At 38.0% G+C, this 19,651-nt stretch carries 11 protein-coding genes; 5 read left to right on the plus strand and 6 right to left on the minus strand.

Going from position 1 to position 19,651, the window contains the following annotated elements:
- The first annotated feature begins 2 nt into the window (after positions 1–2).
- Genes EHQ70_RS13085 through EHQ70_RS13095 form a run of 3 tightly spaced genes read left to right on the plus strand, consistent with a single transcriptional unit; the run spans position 3 to position 9,622 of the window.
- Positions 3–2,678, plus strand: coding sequence for an efflux RND transporter permease subunit (locus EHQ70_RS13085; RefSeq protein ID WP_135587026.1), 2,676 nt, complete (start codon positions 3–5; stop codon positions 2,676–2,678).
- Between the two features lie 24 nt (positions 2,679–2,702).
- On the plus strand, positions 2,703–8,987 hold the full coding sequence (locus EHQ70_RS13090; protein ID WP_135587028.1) for a TIGR04388 family protein: 6,285 nt from the start codon (positions 2,703–2,705) through the stop codon (positions 8,985–8,987).
- Positions 8,987–9,622 (plus strand): hypothetical protein, encoded by a 636-nt coding sequence (locus tag EHQ70_RS13095; RefSeq protein ID WP_135587030.1) that lies wholly within the window; start codon positions 8,987–8,989, stop codon positions 9,620–9,622. The genes EHQ70_RS13090 and EHQ70_RS13095 overlap by 1 nt, the downstream gene beginning before the upstream one ends.
- A 115-nt stretch (positions 9,623–9,737) precedes the next feature.
- Here EHQ70_RS13095 and EHQ70_RS13100 read toward each other — a convergent pair whose 3' ends face one another.
- The 3 genes from EHQ70_RS13100 to EHQ70_RS13110 are packed head-to-tail and all read right to left on the minus strand — an operon-like array spanning position 9,738 to position 14,890.
- Positions 9,738–11,594 carry an adenylate/guanylate cyclase domain-containing protein gene (locus EHQ70_RS13100; RefSeq protein WP_135587032.1) on the minus strand — a complete coding sequence of 619 codons (1,857 nt, stop codon included), beginning with the start codon at positions 11,592–11,594 and terminating at the stop codon, positions 9,738–9,740.
- Positions 11,591–13,567: a glycoside hydrolase family 5 protein gene (locus EHQ70_RS13105; protein ID WP_135587034.1), complete on the minus strand. Its 1,977-nt coding sequence runs from the start codon at positions 13,565–13,567 to the stop codon at positions 11,591–11,593. Before EHQ70_RS13105 ends, EHQ70_RS13100 begins: the two co-directional genes overlap by 4 nt.
- Positions 13,568–13,579: 12 nt before the next feature.
- On the minus strand, positions 13,580–14,890 hold the full coding sequence (locus tag EHQ70_RS13110) for an O-antigen ligase family protein (RefSeq protein WP_135587036.1): 1,311 nt from the start codon (positions 14,888–14,890) through the stop codon (positions 13,580–13,582).
- A 49-nt stretch (positions 14,891–14,939) separates the two neighbouring features.
- On the opposite strand from EHQ70_RS13110, the gene EHQ70_RS13115 reads away from it, so the two are divergent.
- Together EHQ70_RS13115 and EHQ70_RS13120 are read left to right on the plus strand one after the other, a co-directional pair.
- A complete protein-coding gene (locus tag EHQ70_RS13115) occupies positions 14,940–16,229 on the plus strand; it encodes a glycosyltransferase (protein WP_135587038.1) in 1,290 nt (429 codons plus the stop codon).
- Complete coding sequence (locus tag EHQ70_RS13120; protein WP_135587040.1) at positions 16,226–16,831, plus strand: hypothetical protein; 606 nt, start codon at positions 16,226–16,228, stop codon at positions 16,829–16,831. The genes EHQ70_RS13115 and EHQ70_RS13120 overlap by 4 nt, the downstream gene beginning before the upstream one ends.
- Before the next feature lies 1 nt (position 16,832).
- On the opposite strand, the gene EHQ70_RS13125 is transcribed toward EHQ70_RS13120, so the two are convergent.
- The 3 genes from EHQ70_RS13125 to EHQ70_RS13135 are packed head-to-tail and all read right to left on the minus strand — an operon-like array spanning position 16,833 to position 19,621.
- Positions 16,833–17,915 (minus strand): hypothetical protein, encoded by a 1,083-nt coding sequence (locus EHQ70_RS13125; RefSeq protein ID WP_135587042.1) that lies wholly within the window; start codon positions 17,913–17,915, stop codon positions 16,833–16,835.
- Between the two features lie 39 nt (positions 17,916–17,954).
- On the minus strand, positions 17,955–19,013 hold the full coding sequence (locus EHQ70_RS13130) for a glycosyltransferase family 9 protein (RefSeq protein WP_135587044.1): 1,059 nt from the start codon (positions 19,011–19,013) through the stop codon (positions 17,955–17,957).
- Positions 19,010–19,621: a DUF4254 domain-containing protein gene (locus EHQ70_RS13135; protein WP_135587046.1), complete on the minus strand. Its 612-nt coding sequence runs from the start codon at positions 19,619–19,621 to the stop codon at positions 19,010–19,012. The genes EHQ70_RS13130 and EHQ70_RS13135 overlap by 4 nt, the downstream gene beginning before the upstream one ends.
- Between the last annotated feature and the right edge of the window lie 30 nt (positions 19,622–19,651).

The following is a 19,651-nucleotide window of genomic DNA, read 5'->3' on the forward strand; positions in this document are numbered from 1 at the left end:
TAATGAATCGAAATTGGATTAGGAAACATAATCATAAACTTTTAGCTTCCTTACTATTTTTTGTATTATTCTCTCTCCTTTCTTGGAAAGGGATTTCCTTTGGTGAAGATGGATATGCAGAACCAAAGGAAACCATACAAATCACACACCGCTTTTCGAACAAAACGGCAATCCAAGTGGAGGAGTCGATCACCAAACCTTGGGAACAAATTCTAAAATCCATTTCTGGATACAAACAAATTGAATCTATATCGGAAGTGGGAAGGTCTATGTTCCTCCTCCAGTTAGATTCTGGCACGAGTAAACAAGAAATCGTCCAATCCATTCGAAATGAATATTTATTACAAAAACATAAGTTTCCGAAAGACTCTCATTTCCCACAGATCCAATCGGGAAAAACAGATGATAGTTATCTGATCATTTTGCAGAGAATTCATAAGGGTTCGGATTCTACAAGAAAGGATCTGGAAAGAAAAATTAGGAACTTAGATGGCGTTTTATCTTTTGTGCACCATTCGGATAAGGAACAGGAATTGGTTTTAGAATTCCGAACCAACCAAATCCAAACTTCGGAGTTTCCTTCTTTATCGATTATTTTTTCATCTTTAAGAAAACATTCTTTTGGTTTTAGTTTGGACAAATGGAACGGGTATTGGTTTCAAAAAGATAATCCACTAAAACCAATGGATTGGTCGGAAGTTCCCATCTCTTCAAACTTAGGAAATGGATTAAAAGTTTCTGCGATTGGAAAGGTCTCTTTGAAGGAAAGAGAAGTTCGGCATGGAACGAGAATTAATGGATCCAGTTCAGAAACAATTATCATCAAAGCGAAGAATAGTACATCCTTATATTATATTTCAAAAGAATTAACTTCTATATTATCTAACCATACAGATTGGATTTTATTGTACACAAGTCACGAAGATTTGATTCGGGATTTATTTCGATTTTTTTTTCTGTTTTTCATCTTGGATCTTGTATTGGTTATTTTCTGTTCTTTTTTAGATAAATCGGGATCAGAACTGGTCATAAATCTATTATCTTATTATATTTCACTAATTTTATTTTTAGGTATTTGTAATCTATTGAATTATCCAATGGGTAGGGCTATTCTCTGGGTGATTTTGGCTTGGAAGTATTTATTATTCGTATTTCCCATTCGAAGAATAGGGGTTTGGTTAAGGGGAATTTTATTTCCTTTTGTAATTTTATCTTTATTTGTCGTTTGTGAATTGATACCAAAGGATTTTGTTATTTTTTCTTTTTGCCATATATACTTTTTATTATCTTTTTCCTTTTTTAAAATCCTTTTCGCACCCTTGCGAACTTATCAAATTCCTGTTATCAAAATTGTTTTTTGGGAAAGGTTGTCTTGTTTTTCAAAAATACAATCTGGAAATAAAAGCGAAAATCTTTGGTTAAACAAATATGTCGTTTCTGGATTGTTTTTGTTAGGTGTAATTTCATCGTTAATGTCCAGTTTTGATTTTCACAGATTAGGTTCCTTTCAGGGAAATATTCTGATGGCAAAATTGGAATTTCCCACATCAGTTCCAGAAGAAGAATCGATTCGGATTACCAAACAAGTGGAGGACTTTATTTTAAAACAAAAGATGACTGATTTGCTTGTAGTAAAACAAAACCCATCAAGTGCCGACTTTTATTTTCGTTTGAAAGAGTTGGGTTCAAAGTCTGATTTTCGCAATTTACCTACCGAATCTGGGTATTTTCATATTTCAGGTGACAAGGAAATAAATTCGAACCAGAGACTTCGTTTTGCAAATGGGAATACAGAAGCAATTGAAAAAACAATTTTAACACTTCTCCCTTGGTTACAAAACAAGTTGGGAGTAGAGGAAATTGTTTTGTGTTTCCAACCATCATCAGAAGGGATAGAGTTAAATTCCTCCAGTAAGTTTAGAAATTTACTAGGTTTCGACTGGGATCATTCACTACGAGAAAGATCGCTTGCGTTACAATCGGCCATTGTTGGGAAAATGATTTGGAATCATAAATTAACGGATGTTCGTTTTTCTGTCCTTCAGGAAAAAGAATTAGAACGTTTTTCGGTAAAACCTACTAAGTTAAATTCTGGAACTTCCTTATATAGTGAGTCTTTTATCAAATCAGAAAAAGTAAAAATTCCAGGAAGAATTTACCGCAAAAATGGAGAAACAAGTTTAGAGATTTTATTAAAAGGGAAAAAAATCCAGTGGAAGGAATTAGAATCAAAAATCCATAAATTGTTAGAAAATGGTGAGGTACAACTTTCAGAGATGACTTTAGAAAAAACTTCCGATCAGAAATACCAACCTTTTTATTTATTTTGCGTCATCCTTGTATTTCTTTATAGAAAAAAAGAAAAATGCAATTCCTGGATTCAAATTCTATGTTTGATCTTAGTTTGGAGAATGAATGTTTCTATTTTAAGTGATGATTATTTGTTATTTGGATCGGTTGGCACAGTATTGATGTTTTTGATTCTTTTTAGTCCTCTTAAAACTTTTTCTTCTAAAAAAAATATTCCTACGATCTTTCTTTTATTGGTTTTTTATTTTTTGCCTGGCGATGGAGGAAAATTTTTTTTAGAAGGACTGATTTTGATATTTGTTTTTTTTATTCTCCAATCCAAATTTATACACCAATGGAAATTTTTTAAAACCAAACATTCATTTTGAGACCTATGAGAACTGAGGTTCTCTATGATTTTAAAATCCTCTTTTGCCTTTCGTTCTATCCTAGTCATTGGTTCTCTCTTTCTTTTTATCTGTAGTGTCTATGGACAGTCGCTTTCGGAAACTTGGAATGTTCCCAGTTATCAATCATCTGATTACTCTGAATTTTATGGAAATGTATATTTTTCCAATTCTATGGAAGAGTGGGACTATCGTGTAGAAGAAGTCTTAAGTTTTTCTATGAGTCAGTGGTTAAAAAATGCAGATCAGATGATACAACAAATATTGTCTGAAGAACACGGGGAAGATGCATTCATTTCTAATGAAGGTTATCTGGATGAAAGGACTAGATCATTGTATTCGGAAGTATCCGTATTGTATTCAGAATGGGAAAGGAAACTCTCGGAAGATTTTTTTGATAACAGAAATGCTTTTTTACATAAATTAGAAACAGGTAAGGTTGATTCACTTTATCTCCAGAGATTGGGGCAAGAATCATTGTTTGCAGAATATACAGAAGAAGAAAGAACACTTGCGGAAAATCGGAATCGGATTTTGGAGTCTGCTAGCGAGTGGGAATTTGAATGGTACCAAACAAGACAAGAAGGATTGGATTCCTTTGCTAATGCATTTTCTGGATTACAAGACGATTATGATGATTATATCCGGTCTTTGCAGGAAACTGATTTTCAGTTTTCAGAAAATCTAAACGCTATTAATTCTTATAAAGAAACTATTAAAACAGCTTTGCGTAGCGTGGTCTCTCAATTAAGAACCGGTTTAGAATCTTCTTGTGAGATAAGTTCTGGATGCCAATATAAAAATGCTGATGGTAGTTATAATGAAGCAGGTAAAATTTTTTATAAGTTCACGAACGAACTCTCTGAAGAATTAGATAACTCGGAAATTGATCCAGATTCGCTTCTTACTTCAATCTCTACAAAAATCAGAGAATTCCTAACGGATGAATCCAATAAAGCATTCTCAGAACATGAGGTTTTTCAAAATCAAATTTATACTTATCAAACAGGATTTCAAATAAATTTAGACCAGACAAAATCAAGTTTTGACTTAGGTTCTGCAGAATGGAAGATTCGAAACCAAACCTATCATGACTTAACAAGTGATTTGAAGTATGAAAATTGGTTGTCTGGCGGGGCTGGTGAAGTTGGAACATTCTCTAGAATCGAAGATTTAGAAATGCGTGGTATATTTCAATCGATCCATCATGGTGATTCCGAACGGCTAATTTCAATTATCAACAGTAAGTTGGGTGGTGGAAAAAGGGTCCAAACGTTAATCAGTGCTAATCTATATACAGATGCTTTTCATTTCATAAACAATGATCAATTTGCTGGTTTTTATATTCCGTTTGATACTGCACACCATACAAATGGCAATCTTATGTTGGATGGAAAATCTAAATATGGACAGTGGATTGCAGACCGTTATATCACAATTTTAACTCCTGATAAACACTACTTCCAAATGGGGGCAATTGGTTATTCTGTTCTTTATGAAATGTTTGATGAAAATTCTTCTAAATCATCTTTGTATTGGAAAGAAAACTCTGCGCAGTTAGGTGGTCAGTCAAATCACTTTCAAAATACGTTATTGCCGGCGGTGATGCAATGGGAATCCAAGGTAAAGGAATATGCGGGCACATATGACGAATGGAAAGAAAATCGAGAATCTCTAGTTCGAGAGGCAACTGCAAAATTAGAAGCGAATCGACAGGCGTTGGAACATTCGAAAGAGGATTGGTTACAACGTATTGAGGAGGAAAAAAAAGAAGGATTGAAGTCTTGGGTAAATTTATATGAGTTGGGTGAAAAAGCAGAAACACCGGTTCCCTCTTTTTCATCTCCCAGCCAAAAGATAGAGGAACTGGATAGAACCAAACTTGCCACCTACCAATCCTTGGTTTCAAATCCAGAAATATCGAATGGAATCCAAATTGGTGGAGTTGGGTTATTGGAAGAATTTCAGAGAACTATCACCGGCGTGAACCAATATGCATCGGTGATTCAGATGAATTCTGAATTGGAAGAGTTCCAACGTTCAGAACAGAAAAAGTTAATCAACCAAATGACTTACGCGATCAATTCGGAAGCATTAGGTGGAAGAAGTCTCACCAAAGAAGAAAGTATCTTGGTAGGAACTTATGATAGTTCATTACTTTCTCAGGAAGAACTACGCCGTTTTGGATCTTGTTACGAAAATCCAAATGCAAATATTTGTAATACACTGCTAAAAAAGGAATTTGAAGTTAGTTTTGATTCTGATAATGGTGTGCTCACTTTACGAAAAGAAATTTTTGACGGCCTACTCGCCAGTAAAAACGAAAAAGGTGAGTACACGGCTGGAAAAACAGAAGAAGTTCGATACATTCAGCTAAGTTCCTTGGATAAGGTTCAAACTCCTGTTGGGAAAAGTTTTTTTACCATTTGGAAAGATGAAGATTGGGATTCCCTTTATGAATCTAAAACGAAGATCGTTGAAAACTATTATAAAGACTCTTTACAAAAAGATGCAAAATCCATCAGTTCCAATATTAATTCAATCTATAATACAGATTATAGGAATCAGAAATTATTTATAGAAAGAAAAAACACAAAGGAAAATGCTGATTCTCTTTTTCAGGAACTGGCATTGGCTTATTTCACGGGTGGGGCCGCTGGGGTAAGAGCCTCATTGAAGGGAAAGGTAGAGTCTGCTATCAACAGTGAACTCGCAAAAGCTTGGATTACTGCAACTGGTGGAAATCCAGAAGATATCCAAAAGGTGTCGATGTTTTTTGATTTTTTAAGAGGTCGCAAAGAAATTAATGATAAAAAACAAAAAAACACAGTTGTTAGTTTAAAAAATCCTCTGGATATTCTAAATCCGATTGAACAACTGAAACTTTCTTCTCAGGCAGGTAAAGCTTACTTAGAACATGCGAAAGCTACATTAACATCTTCTTTTGATTTTATAAATAACGCTTCTGGTGGTATTTTTGGAACCGTAGTCAATACACTTTTTATGTTACCAGCAGTCACAATAGGCAATGTATTGATTGGTAAAGATAAAATGGATGCTATATTGGCAAAGAAGAATGCACAGGTTGATCGCATTAAGGAAATCAAAGCAAATGAAGTTTCTATGGCTAAATCTGCTGTATCACAAGCACTTGCAAAGGCTACAGGTTTACCTTTGGAACTCGTGAGTGCGGGTGTGGGTGATTTTGTCAGCTCTCGTGATGCAAAAAAAGCAAGGGAGGCCATCGAAAAAAATCCGTTTGCAAATTCATCAACTAACGCATATGGAGTGGCAGGTGGAATCGTAAAGTCTGCCTTAATGGCAGTAGGGTATAAAGAATCGGAGCTCCAACATATGTTATTACAAGCAAACAGGCTCGGTAGCAGTACTTCTTTTAACCAATCCAGTGTTTCCCTCGCTAGTTTAGGTTTAATGGAAAAGTCATTTACGATGAACGCCACTGGCACTTCATTCCAATCTCAACTTTTGAATATCAAAGACAAAGATAGGGTTGTTGAGGAATTAGCAAAGCGAGCGTTAGCGGAACAGATGGCTGCAACTTGGGGAATTGATGTTTCTATTGCCAAAGGTTTTATCGATAAAGGTTATGGAGATTATAGAACCAGAGAAAATAACGAAAAAGCAAAGAGTAAAGCCATCGAACAAACTGCAATTACCACTGTTTCTGTTCTGGTTACTATGGGAGCAAGTTCCGCACTTAAAGCCGCAGATGCAGCTGCAAAAACGGCTGTAGCAACTACAAACACCGTGGTTACGACCACATCAGCAACCGCTACGACAGGCTCTTCTTTTTTAACTACGATTGGAAATGCAGTCAAATACGTTGGGCAAGGTGCGAACAACTTATTGGGAATTGCCAGTTCCTCTGCTATGAACACTGGGCAGGCATTAGTAAATGCCACATTACAAGGGATTGCTGGCTCAAAAAATGGAGTCGATGGAACGCTTGCTGGCGTCGCAAACGGACTCCTCGGTGGAACCATGAGAAGTGACTTACTGAAAAAGTTTAAGGATGTATATCTTGGAGGAGTGACACCAGGTCTCGGTGTCACTTATTCCTCTGACAGCGGTTGGGGTGGGATGGTTGGATTCGGTAACACAACATCGAATGCTAGTGTTTCTTTTTCTAGAAAGGGTGATACGACAGTACAAGGATCTTATAGTTTAGGAAACAGTGGTTTCCAGTTGGCAGGAGATGTCACGACCAACGGCTCTTCAAATTTCGGATTCAATTACAATCCGACCGGGGAAGGGGCAAGACGAGATTGGAATTTCTCATTGATGTATGATATCGCAGGAACAGGCCTTTCTGCAAGTGTAGGATATACAGATCCTAAAAGCACCTTGGGTTTAACATCCACTCTGAGCGGCGATGGTCTCTCTACTTCTGCTGAACTTACGGGCGTTAGGATTGCCACCAACGGCCCGAATGGTTTCCAGTTGGACGATATGAACTTCGCCGAACAGAATATCAATGCCGCACAGGACAAAACTCAAGACGATCAAAAATCGAATCAATCCTCAGATCAGAATCTACCAGAAAGGGAAGAAGATTTCGCGAGAGACCTTAATGATGCGGGAGGAGCTCTTCTTAACTTACTAGCTGGCGGAGCTGCAATCCTAGTTGGGTTGTTTGGTGGATTGCCATCAACTTCCTCTGGAGAACAAACGACACCAGAAACAAGTGCAGCATTGGAGAGAGAGCGAAGACGGGAGGAAGAAGATGGGATGGAGAACGATCTTAAAACGATAGATCCGCCATTACCACCTAATTTAGTGCCAGTGATACCGGTACCAGGAACCAACAATGGAGATTTGCTTAAATCACCATTGCCGTTGATTTTAAGCGCAGTTGATCATTTTCCACCAATTGATAATAAACAGATAAATTCAAATGAAGTAAACTCTCGAGTGAATGATCTAAAAGTATCCGTTGCGAATTATAACAGGGAAATCGAAACACAAATCAATGCGATCAAAGAATCAGATCCAAAATTGAAGGATCCACAGAACAAAGAATTGGTGAAAAAACTTCAAGTGGAGAAGAAAAATGCAGAAAAAATAGCAAGAGTTCAAGAAGCACAAATAAGAAGTTTAGAGAGTAAAACACCTCTGATTTCAGGAACTCGCCCAATGAATTTGGAATCTGGTATAACGAACATAGTCACATTTGAACAAAACAAAAACCAAAAGGAAATCCATGATCAAATCAGAGAGTTTGTTAAAGGTGGTCAATTATCTGAAGACGTAAAAAAACGATTAGATCAAGAGAAACAGTCTTTACCTGAATACAAAAAATTGAAAGAACTTCAGGGACAAAAAGACCTGTTAGAAGCTGATTTTCAAATGAATAACTTAGATAGGGTAAACGAAATTCAGTTTGGGGGAATTAACCAGCCAAATGATCTGCAAAACTTGCTCACTACCAATCCGCAAAAATACAATGAATACGTAAAATCTGTGAATGAGATACAAAAACAGATTGATCAATTAACACTTCCAATTAAAAAAATAGACGCTGAGTTTGAAGTAAGGGCCAAGGTTGAGAAGTATAAAGAAATGGGAATCGGTATAGAATTCAGTAAAAATGATTCAGATCTAAATTATAAATTGGAGCAACTGAATCGAGCTTTTGGAGTGGAAAATTCGAGGCAAGACCAAATTGCCGCCTTGGATAACTTGAAAGGAAAAAACGTATCATTTTCTAAACCGTTATTTGATACTATTGTAACTCCTACTGAAGGTGTTGCCATAAAACCGGCTCCAGGGCAGGGGAATTTATCTATCTATCAAACTGCGGATGGAAAAGAAATTCGAAGACCAATCCCGATGTCTGAATCTGATGTTGTAACCTCTCGTCCAGATGATAAAAGAGTGAATCCTGTCTATGGGAAAATAGGGCCTCATACCGGAACCGATTATAGTCTACCTGTCGGAACTGAGAATGCCTCCGTAATGGAGGGAACAGTGGAAAAAGTAGAGAATAGCCCTAATTCTTTTTTAAACTCTGCAGATGGAGGGACACATAACGGTGGTTCTGTCCGGATTGAATCTTCCAACGACAATCCTAAAATCAGAACGACCTATTACCACCTAAGCCAAGTCAATGTACAACCAGGTGATAAGGTTAAGATGGGAGACCTTATCGGTAGGTCGGGGAATTCAGGAAATTCCGGAGGACCGCATCTCCATTTTATTGTTGAAGTGAAAGTGGGAGAGGATTGGATTCTACAGAAAAATGAAGAGTTTGATTGGTCGGGAGTGCCTTAATGAATAAATGGGTTTTGGTTTTATGTATCTTTTTTCTCTTTGCCAACTGTAAAGCGAAAAAGAAGGAATTTACGATTAAATCGGAGTTTAAAAATAGCAAAATCAGTTTTGATTTTTTTTGTAGTCCATCGGAAAGCAGAGATCTGATGTATTATGAAGTTAATATGGAAAAGAATGAGTATCTTCCTGTGTTCCGATGTGAAGCCTATGAGAGTATTTATCAATTACTAATTCAAAATGTTACATTAGATAATGGAGTATGGCTGACACTAGCAGAACTTTCCTGTATCAACGATCGCTGTGTAGTCAAAGAAAAACCTAGCGAACATCTGATGGGGGAGCCTGATGGTGAGTTAAAATTCCAAGTCATTAACAAGGATGTGGTTAAGTTAATAAGTTCCAATGTAAGACAGTTAGGCTACCAAGACAGTGATGTAGGAATTCCTTATAAAAAGGCAGAAGACTTTTTCGATTTAAAAAGAAATATTTATATCTTTAAGAGGCCGTCGGAGTTAAAGAACTGCCCAATGTCAAGAATCTTAGTTGATACAATCGGTGATAAAGGTGTTAGCTGTGGTGAACCGGCTCCTGAAATTAACGAAAGCCCTGCTGATGAGGAACCAACAAGTAACTAGTAAGTGATTCCCACCCCCAAAAGTTCACCGTTTCCCACGGCGGCGAGGCCAAGGATGGCCGAAGCTCGCCAGTCGGAACAGGAGGTTCCGCTGGCAGGAGTGGGGAATGGTCAACTTACACCTTCCAAACATAAACAAAATCAGTTCGATCAGCCCAGGGGAGAGGAAACTCGACTTTGTGAAGTTTGATGGACCCGGCACGTAGGTATTCGCGGATGTCACGGTCGCGGAAGATGGTTTCGCTAAAGGAAATTTCGCCGGAGTTGGTTACGGATTGAAGTTTTGCTGTGTAATTGACTGTGTTTCCGAAATAATCAATATTGCTGTTGAGGTTTACAGCGAGGCAGTTTCCCGTATGGATTGAGATTCGTATCCTAACGGGCGTATGTTTGTTTTCGGGATGGAACCATTCTTGCATTTCTTTTGCGGCTTTTAATGCGTGTAAGGGGGTGGAAAAACTTGCCATGACCGCGTCGCCGATGGTTTTCACTACTACGCCTCGAAAGTTTTGGATGATTTGGTTGGTTTTGATAAAGTGTTCGCGCACTTGCAAAAAGGCACCGTGGTCACCTTCCGATTCATAGAACTTTGTAGAACCAACAATGTCAGTGAACAAAATGGTTTTGAGACCAATGTCTAACTGTAAATTAGTGGCAATGGCTTCTTCGGAAAATAAATCCCTAAATTCTTGGTAATCGAAAATCTCGGATGGTCTGAGGCTCGTTTGGTCTTCGTTACGTTCTTCTAAGATGATGGTGACATCATCATCGGATTCGTTTTCGAAAACTAAGTTTGGTTTTGGGGAAACTTTGATTTCTTCTTCTCTGGTTTCTGGTAACCACAAAATATCTGTTTGGTTGTAGGATGGTTTGATGTCCACAAGCCGATATTTTTTTTCTCCTTTTTTTCGCAGACGAAACACTCCCGACCCAATTAACAAACTTGCCGAGTAGGATTTTTTAGCAGGGATTGTTTTTGTTAGGAGGATGTGGTTTTTCGTGGCGGGTTCTGCTGCACAATATAATTGTTTTTCGATGATGCGAATGCTTGGATGCAGATGGAAGGTGACTTCGATGGAGTTGACACCTGTAGTATCAAAATCAATTTCGCAAACTTCACATTCGTCTTTTTCGGGAATGTCGCTGAGTTTGGTGAGGCTTGTTCTCACACCACGGCAATGTGGGCAAACAATATCCCAACTGAGTGTGAATACTCCCAACCGACATCCATGCAAAAAAAGAAAAAGAGTTTCATCTGGATCTAAGTTTAACCTTCGACAAACTTCTTTGATACGAATGCGATCGAGGTCATTGTCACTTGCGGTTTTGATCCATTGGAAAACAGCTGTTACGGCTTCCTTGGAAACACCTTTATTGATTAGATTTTGGGTTTCTTTGTCCAGTTTTTCTGGATGAATCCACTGGGCTTCGGGAACAAACGAAAATTCTTTTCCCGGGGCGGGAGTGACTTTTGGTTTTTTATGTTTAATCTCTTCTGCGATATCATTCAAGGCTTTGCGAAAAGAAATTTCCAACTTTGGCATTGCATATTGCAAAAGTTTTCTCATAAAGAAATTTCGAGGAATCCAACCAAAATACAAATAAACTTTACACCTAGATTCACCTAACGTTTCTAATATGATTCGGCTTCGAACATAATATCCAAATCCTTTACTGTAAATTCTTGCGTTGCCTATTTCTTTGAGATACTCCCATTCCCAAGGGACTTCTTCCCATTCTAATCGGAAACCAACTTGTTTGGTTTTCCCGATTAGTTTTCCGTTTCGTTCTTGGTAATCATATCTAGGCATACCAACCCTTTTGTTGAGGGCAGAAGTATCGATTAAATGTGGCCACATTTCTTCCCGAGTCACTGGAAGATCAAATTCCCAAAGAGAATCAAGTGGGGTTGCAAGATTTTTCCAACGATCTTCCCAAGGATATTTTTGAAGTAAGGAATTTAAATCAATCATAGTGGTTTTAAGATGAGGGTTGCCTTTCCCCCATTTCCTTTGACTGTCAACTCGCCGTCTGTTTCCGAAATTTTTTCTGCATTGGAGAGTACAATTTGTACTCCATTGGGATAAACGAATCTTGGGACTTTGATAACACAAGGTTCCCCAATTTTGGAATCGGAGATCCATTCGAAATAAAACTCGCGGTTCTCTAAGTTGTATTTCATTTTGACCGGTGTTCCTTGGATAAAGGCCGCGTAAGGCCGACAAAAACCTTCGATCGCACGTCCGCCACCGCCGTAGACATCGGGATCAGAGCCTGGAATGATTTGGTCATTTGAAAAAATACTTAAATCTTCTTGGTTCCAACCATCTCCCACCATCAAATCGTTTTGATTTGAGGCAGTATAATTCCAAATTGTATTGGATAAAAAAAGATGATCCATTGCGTTGTACATGGAATCAAGAGCCATCACATGGCGTTTCCAAATTTTAGGAGAATGATTTCCTTTTTTCCATTCTTTGTATGCTTTCCCCCCTTGTAAGTCAAAAGGGATTCCAAATTCACCAATAAGACTGGGAATTTTTCCTGGCACAGAGTCTGCAGTATTTTTGATTCGAGTGAGTTGGCGCACATACATAGCTTCGATACCTGACTTACCGAATACCGGTCGTTTGGTGAGTGTATCTATTGCTATCGGGTAAAGAAATGTTTTGAACAGAAGTGTGAGGATATCATACCAATGTGCTGCATTCACTGCAAGTTGTGGTGTTTCTCCGTTGAGATGAGGATGGGTGAATGCATCAGATGCATCTCTTTCAATAAAAACCATCCAATCTTTTCTGATTTCCTGGATGGTTTCACCAACTGTACGCATAAATGGAATTAGATAATCAGCATCAAAGTCGATGGTACGTCCATTTACCTTTTGGAAAAAATCATTTTTTTCGATAAATGGTGTTCCGTCTTTAGTGATCGTATACGCTCCTTCTAATTGAAAGGGGTCTCCTGGAGATTCAGGCAACCATATGGACACTTCGTTTTTGTTTACGGTAACAGTTTTTGTGGGAACAAATCCACCCTTCCAAACTTTAAGAGTGAGGTAAGGCAAATCAATCGAATGTCCATGGCAAGAGAATAAAGCGTCAATCGGAGACCAAGCCAGGCCAGGTTTGGCGGGGTCTGCATCGCCATTGTTCAAACAACGATCATTCATTGCCCTACCAATAAAACCTTTTCCTGGTTCATTCAGTGAATCAAAACCCAAAACAAAGTCAAAGTCCTTCACTCGTTTTGCAATTTCTTTCATACAACCCAAATAGTGACCTTGTAAATATTCTTGAACATTTTTCCCGTCGATGAGGAAGTTTGGTGCAAAATCTTTTCCTCCAAAAAACAAAGTCCAAAGGATTCCATTGCCAGCATAACGATAGTTTTGTGACCAGCACATAGTTGGGTAATTTTCTTCCTGACGGATACCAGGTTTTGAATAGTCATAAGCTCTTTGCATGACTATGCTTGCATCTGCTTCTGAAAGTTTGCGATAATCGATTCCTAACTTTTCAAAAATCCAACCGGGGGCACCATCTCCTCCCGTCATTCGCGACCAAACGTCTTGGTGAAAATCGACAAATACATAAAAACCATATTCACCAGCTAGACGAACAATCTCTGTAAAATAATCCAAATATTCTTCATCATATTCATTTGGGCCTTTGTGTTCGACTGCTTCCCAAGTGGTTAATAAACGAAGAACGTTAAATCCCCACCGTTTGAGTCTTGTTAGATGAATGTCTGCTTCAGCAAGAGGAAAAGGCCTTCCAATAAAACTCACTTCTTTGTGATTGGAAAAATCACTAGGGAACTGAGTCCCGCCATTAGGAAATGGAACCTTGGTATCGCCACCCAAATTGATTCCGCGTAAAATTACCTTTCTTCCATTTGCGTCTACAAACCATTCGCCTTGGGGTGTGAGTTTTTTTGGTGCCATCCAATAATCCTTTTAAACTAACTCGTTTGTATTTTTTTCTAACTCAGCATAGAGATTGAGATACCCGAGTAAAAAGTAAAATACAATCAAAACTTCATCATCTTGAAAATAACATTGCAAAAGTCCAGAAAAGAAAAATCCAACGAGTCCATAAGTCATAAATCTGATATTTTTCGGTATCTTTCCATTGAGTAAGGTGTACAGAATGATTCCAAATAACATAAGATAAAGGATCCCTTGAGGACCACCAAAGACCGCGGTTAAATGAAAATAATCATTATGAGCATGTCCTCTTTGTGTGACTTCATAGAAGAAACTCAGTTCCTTGTTCTCTTTTTCTTTTTGTTTCCTTGAGATTTCGATTTCTTTTTGGTAATTTCCAGATCCGATTCCAAAAATTGGATTTTTTTCGATCAATGGAAATGTTGAATCCCAGATAAAAGTTCTTCCAGAGTCCGTATGTTTTTCTCCACCGAAGAGTGGATCTACAACTCGTTTGACAGCACTCGTAGTTTTATATCCTATAAAAACTAGAACTAAAACCAAAAGGATAAAAACACCAATTCGTTTTAACATTTTTTTTGAAATATCCTTATCGATAAAAACAAGAATATAAATCCCGAATAATGTACTTACCAATGCTCCGAGAAGGGAGGATCTTGCATTGTTGAATAAAAAGACAATGGATACTAACAAAAGTAATATGGCGTTTATCGAAATTTTAGATATAGATTCTTTTTTGTACCAAGAATCATACAAACGAAACACAAATCCAGGGAAAATGAAAGCAAGTAGTCCACCAAAGGTAAGGTGGGTATTCATAAGGCCTATGGGAAGATAAATGTTAATATTCGTGATTTTGCCATAATGGTGTTGGTAGGGCCAAGATGCAGAAGTTTTGTAGAGATCAGAAATTAGGCGTGATAACCTTGTCATAGAAAATATAGAGATAAATCCCGTGATCACTATCACTAAAGCAAAAACAAAGAATGTTTTGTATAAATATTTTCTATCTTCCGGTTTAATCCCTTGGACAGAAACAAATGCTGTGACAAGGAAGATATCTTTCATTTCATCACGAAACGCATGTTTGATGGATTCAAATTCAAAACCAGAAGCGGAGAAATGATACAAAACGGTTACAATTTGCCAAACGTAAAATAAAAATAGAATTTTGACCAGATTGCTTGCGAGTTTTGGTTTTTCGGGGAGGAAGAGGAAAAAAACAAAAGATAGGAGTAAGAAAAGTTGGCTAAGGGAAACAGATAGCGCGCAGGAAATGATGGACAAGGTTAGAAACGAACGATAGATTCGGTAATACATAACTTTGGATGAGACTAATGCTTTTCTCCAATTTGTAAAGAGGTAACAGTTGCGAGTCTTATATTTTTCCGATACTTTTTTGCCAAAAACCGACGGAGTTGCTGTTTCCATTAAGAATTTTTCTGAACTTTTGGCTCTTCGTGGGCATGTGTTTTGTATTTGTGCTCCCAAATATGGAGATGGGGACTTTGATCGGATGACGGACAATATCCAAGTGGTTCGGTTTCGGTCAGGATATTTGCCAAGTTACCCTGATATCAAAGTGGTTTTGCCCTCTCCTGGAAAAATCAAACGTATTATTGAAGACTTCAAACCCGATCTCATCCATATCCATACCCCGGGACTTCTTGGACTTTATGCTGTGAATGCCGCGGAACGATTTGGGGTTCCGACAATTGGCACCTATCATACTCTTATGGCAGAACAAGAAATGTATGTTTCCTTCTACCGTTTGTTCAAACTCGATAAACTTTTTTTTAAAGCCAATAAGTTTAAGAAAAAACTGAATATTGATGAATTGGATAAAATTGTAAAATTTGATAATTTTAATATTCGCAAAAAAATCATTCTTAAAATTTGTAACGACATATATAACAGATGTGATGTGGTTATTTCTCCGAGCCATCTCATCAAAGAACAACTCATCGAATATGGAATCACTCGTCCGATTACGGTTGTTTCCAATGGAATGGATTTAAAAAGATTCCAAGGTACACCAAAAACATATCCTGGTGGAGACGCTCCTAAGTTTTTACATGTGGGACGAATTTCTTATGAAAAAAATTGTGATGTGGTCATCAATGCTTTTAAACTCATACATGAACATTACCCTAATGCAACTTTGACAGTGATTGGTGAGGGTCCTGCTATCCCATCATTAGAACGACAAGCGGAACATTTGGGAATCGAGAAGTCGGTTAGTTTTAAAGGATTTATCCCCAATGCCGTGTTACACGAAGAATATCCTAAGTATGATGTATTTTTAACAGCATCAACTATGGAAACACAAGGTCTTGTGGTTTTGGAAGCCATTGCTTGTGGGTTGCCTGCTGTGGGTGTGGATGCATTTGCATTGCCGGAGCTCATTCGTCATGGTGAAAACGGATACATCGCAAAATCATTCGATGCCAAAGGAATCGCAGAGGGTGCACTTTCCATCATTCGGAATCCACTTGAGTATTCTACGTTTTCCAAAAATTCCATTCAGATTGCTTCGGGGCATGAAATGGAAAAATGTGTCGATGCGATGGAAGAGGTGTATTCGAAAGTTGTGGAAGCTATGAAGGGCAAAGTTAAAAAATCAACTATCTTTGATTTGTTTTTTGATTTTATGCAATGACAAGTTTTATATCTATTGAGTTACGTTCTCTCATTACAGGGATTGCTATATTTTTAACTTTTTACGCATACATTCCTTATATCAAAGGGATTTGGACAGGTACTATCCGCCCCCATGTATTTTCGTGGATCATTTGGGGAGCCACCACCTTTATCGTGTTCTTCGCACAAATTGTTGGAAATGGTGGAGTGGGTAGTTTACCGATTGGTGTTTCGGGAATCATTACCATTTTAGTTGCATGTATCGCGTATAAAAAACGTGGTGATATCAAAATTACCAAATTCGATTGGTTTTTCTTTGGGTTGGCAGTTTCTAGTTTACCGTTTTGGTTTTATTTTTCGGATCCTTTGGCGGCGGTGATTGTTTTGTCTATCGCTGACATTTTGGGTTTTATACCGACATTCCGTAAAGGATACTTCCTTCCCAACTCCGAACCAGTGGGATTTTATCTTATCTTTTTGTTTCGTAATTTTTTGGCTATGGCCGGACTTGCTGAGTGGAACACAACAACCTTACTGTTTCCAGGATCTGCCGGAATCGCTTGTGTGGTTTTTGTGGTTATGATAAAAATAAGAAAATCAAAACTAGAAATGATATCTTAGTTCATTCCTTGTCTACAACTGGATAAAAAATAACAGACCTAAGCATTTTTCCTTCTTCTGTATCTTCATAAACAACTTCAGCTTGTTTGGCACGAGCTGGCATATATAATTGGATCGCTTCGACAATTTCATAAGCACTCAGTGTATAATCCAGTGCTTTGATGGCAAGTTCGGCACCTAGAAACCGTTCTCGAGTTACGGTTTTTGTTTCTGTTTTTTTTGTGATGATTAACCACTTATATAGTCTTGCCGAACGATTGGTATCCAAAAGATTCCCGATATCCAATTTCATTTGAGGGAGGATGGCTGGCGTTTGTTTGAAGTTAACTTCGATTCTGCGATTGTTGGATTCACTGAGTCTCAGTGATAATTGTTTGTCAAAAAGAACATCATCAATGTATTCGATACGGTCACAAGTGGAATAAACTGTATTACATAGGTTTCCAAAATTTTTATGAAAGAAAAATACTTGTAACACTTTGCCTGTTGTAGGATGGTAAAGGACTTTTGCATTGTAATGGCCCATCCTTCCGAACTTTACCGCTGAACGAATTCGTTTGTACAAATTGTAACTAAGTCCAAAAAGATCTTTAACAATAGGAACATCCATAACTCCGAGACCTCTAGTGGCAATGTAAAATGGCTCTAAACTTACATGGCCGTCACGTTTGGCAATTTCTCGTAAGTATTCCGTGATAGCATCCATTTTGGATTCACTGAGAGAAAGTGGGTGGTCTAAAAAATCCACCACCACCTTACCTCCATTTTTACCTAGTTCTGTCCAAACTTCATCTAGATAGTTCCCGTCCTCAGTATAAGTGATCTTTTTACAATACAATTCTTGGCATTTGATTTGTTCTTCGTAATCAGTTTGATTGGGAGAAGGGAGGATGACCGGTTGGAATTCAGAAGAAAACTCTTCTGCTTTGGTTTCAGAAGGGTAAATCAAAAGGGAAAAAATAAGAGATAAAAAAAGGAAGAGGATACTGCTTTTGATCCAACCGGTATCATTTGAATGAATAGAAACAGGTCTTTTTGATTTAGAAACTTTAGGAGAGTTCAAACTTTTGATTCGAAATAACATGAAAGTCTCCTTATTTGCCTAGTGAAAGATTACACTAAATCACCAAAGTGTATTTACATTTTGGATTAGTCTGATTCGTCTAACAACGTCTAGTGGGTCAATGAGTTCCATACAAGCATGGTCACCGCGCCAACATTTGGTGTTTCCGTAAATGGAACATGGGCGACAAGGTAAGTCCACTTGTAAAACTCCAGAATCTTCTTGGGCAAAAGGACCAAATCCAGAAAGAGGGTGTGTTGTTCCATAAATTCCAATCACAGGTTTTTTGAGAAGGGCCGCAATGTGAACGTTAGAACTATCCATCCCAATCATCACATCCAGTCTGTCCATAATCCCGAGTTCCCCGCGGATTCCCAAATTCCCACCCTGGACAATATGTGCGCGTGTGTGGCCATTTCGAAGGATTTCTAATTCTTTTGCTTCGTCCTTTCCACCAAAAAGAAATACATTACAATCCGGAAATTCATCGAGTAAAACTTCTACAAGGCGTTTGCATTTTTCAAAACTCCATTCTTTGAGTGCGTGACCAGCAAACGGAGCAAAGCCAAACCATTGGCCTTCTTTTTTATCAATACCTATGGACTTAAAAAAATCTCTCGCATATATTTTGGATTCTCCATCCACATTGAGCCAAGGGCCTTTCCGAATGGGAGCATCAAATCCGGCTTTACGAAATACGTTTAAATAACGTTCTACAGTGTGGGGGAGTTGGTTTAATTTTTTATTATAACGTCGTGTTTGTTTTAATTTTTCGCGGCGGCCTTTGATGATTTTTGAATAAGGAATACCTTGGCTACGAAATAAAAAAGCAATGAACCTTGAGCGAACAGAACCGTGAAGGTCAATCACATGACCGAATGGTCCTAGTTTGGCGATGTCACGATACATTCTCCAAAGACCTAAAATCCCTTTGTATTTTTTGAGATTGATGCCTAGAACATTTAAGTTGGGAATGTTGTAGAAAAATGGTGCGAAGTTTCCTCTTGTAACAACTGTCAGCTGGATATTGGAATATTTAGCTGCAATTGCAATGAGGGCGGGTGTCATTAAAGCCACATCCCCCATCGCTGAAAATCTTAGAACTAAGAGGTTTGTCATTTTTGATTCTTATACAATGACGGATTTAAATTTTGGTCATTGTACATCTTCATTTGACGATAAACTTTTACTCTTTTGGTTCCTTCTGTGTAATCGGAAAAAAGTTCGTCCAAACATTTTTTGAGATCTTCTCTCTGGTCTAGGAGAATATCGAGTTTGGCTTGGCATTTGGCGATATGTTCTTTTGAGGCAGAAGCATCTTTTCTGGAAACTTGTTCTTCCATATGGAAGATTTTTAGTTCTAAGATACTCATACGATCGAGTAACCAAGCTGGTGATTCGGAGTTTAATCTTGCGTCCGGTTTTGGAGTCGCTGAACGAAACATATCAATCACAAAGTCATCCAGTTTTTCCACCATATCGGTTCTGTCTTGGTTTAGTTTGTCGATCTTTCGTTTGAGTGCCACTACATCTTCCAAAGCAATGTCCGGTCTTCGGATTTCATCTTCAATATGCCATTGGATGGTATCGATGTGGTTTTTTTGGTAGAGGGTGGACTCTAAACTTCCTTCTGGGTAAGGATTTGGATGAGGGGCTTCTTTTTTATGCCAATCCAGAACGGATTCCTGGAAAATAGAGACGGCTTTTATGGCTTCCAATGCTTTCATATCGTAATGCAATTCATGATTTAATATGGT

It is taken from the genome of Leptospira congkakensis (assembly GCF_004770265.1).
GTDB classification, from domain to species: domain Bacteria; phylum Spirochaetota; class Leptospiria; order Leptospirales; family Leptospiraceae; genus Leptospira_A; species Leptospira_A congkakensis.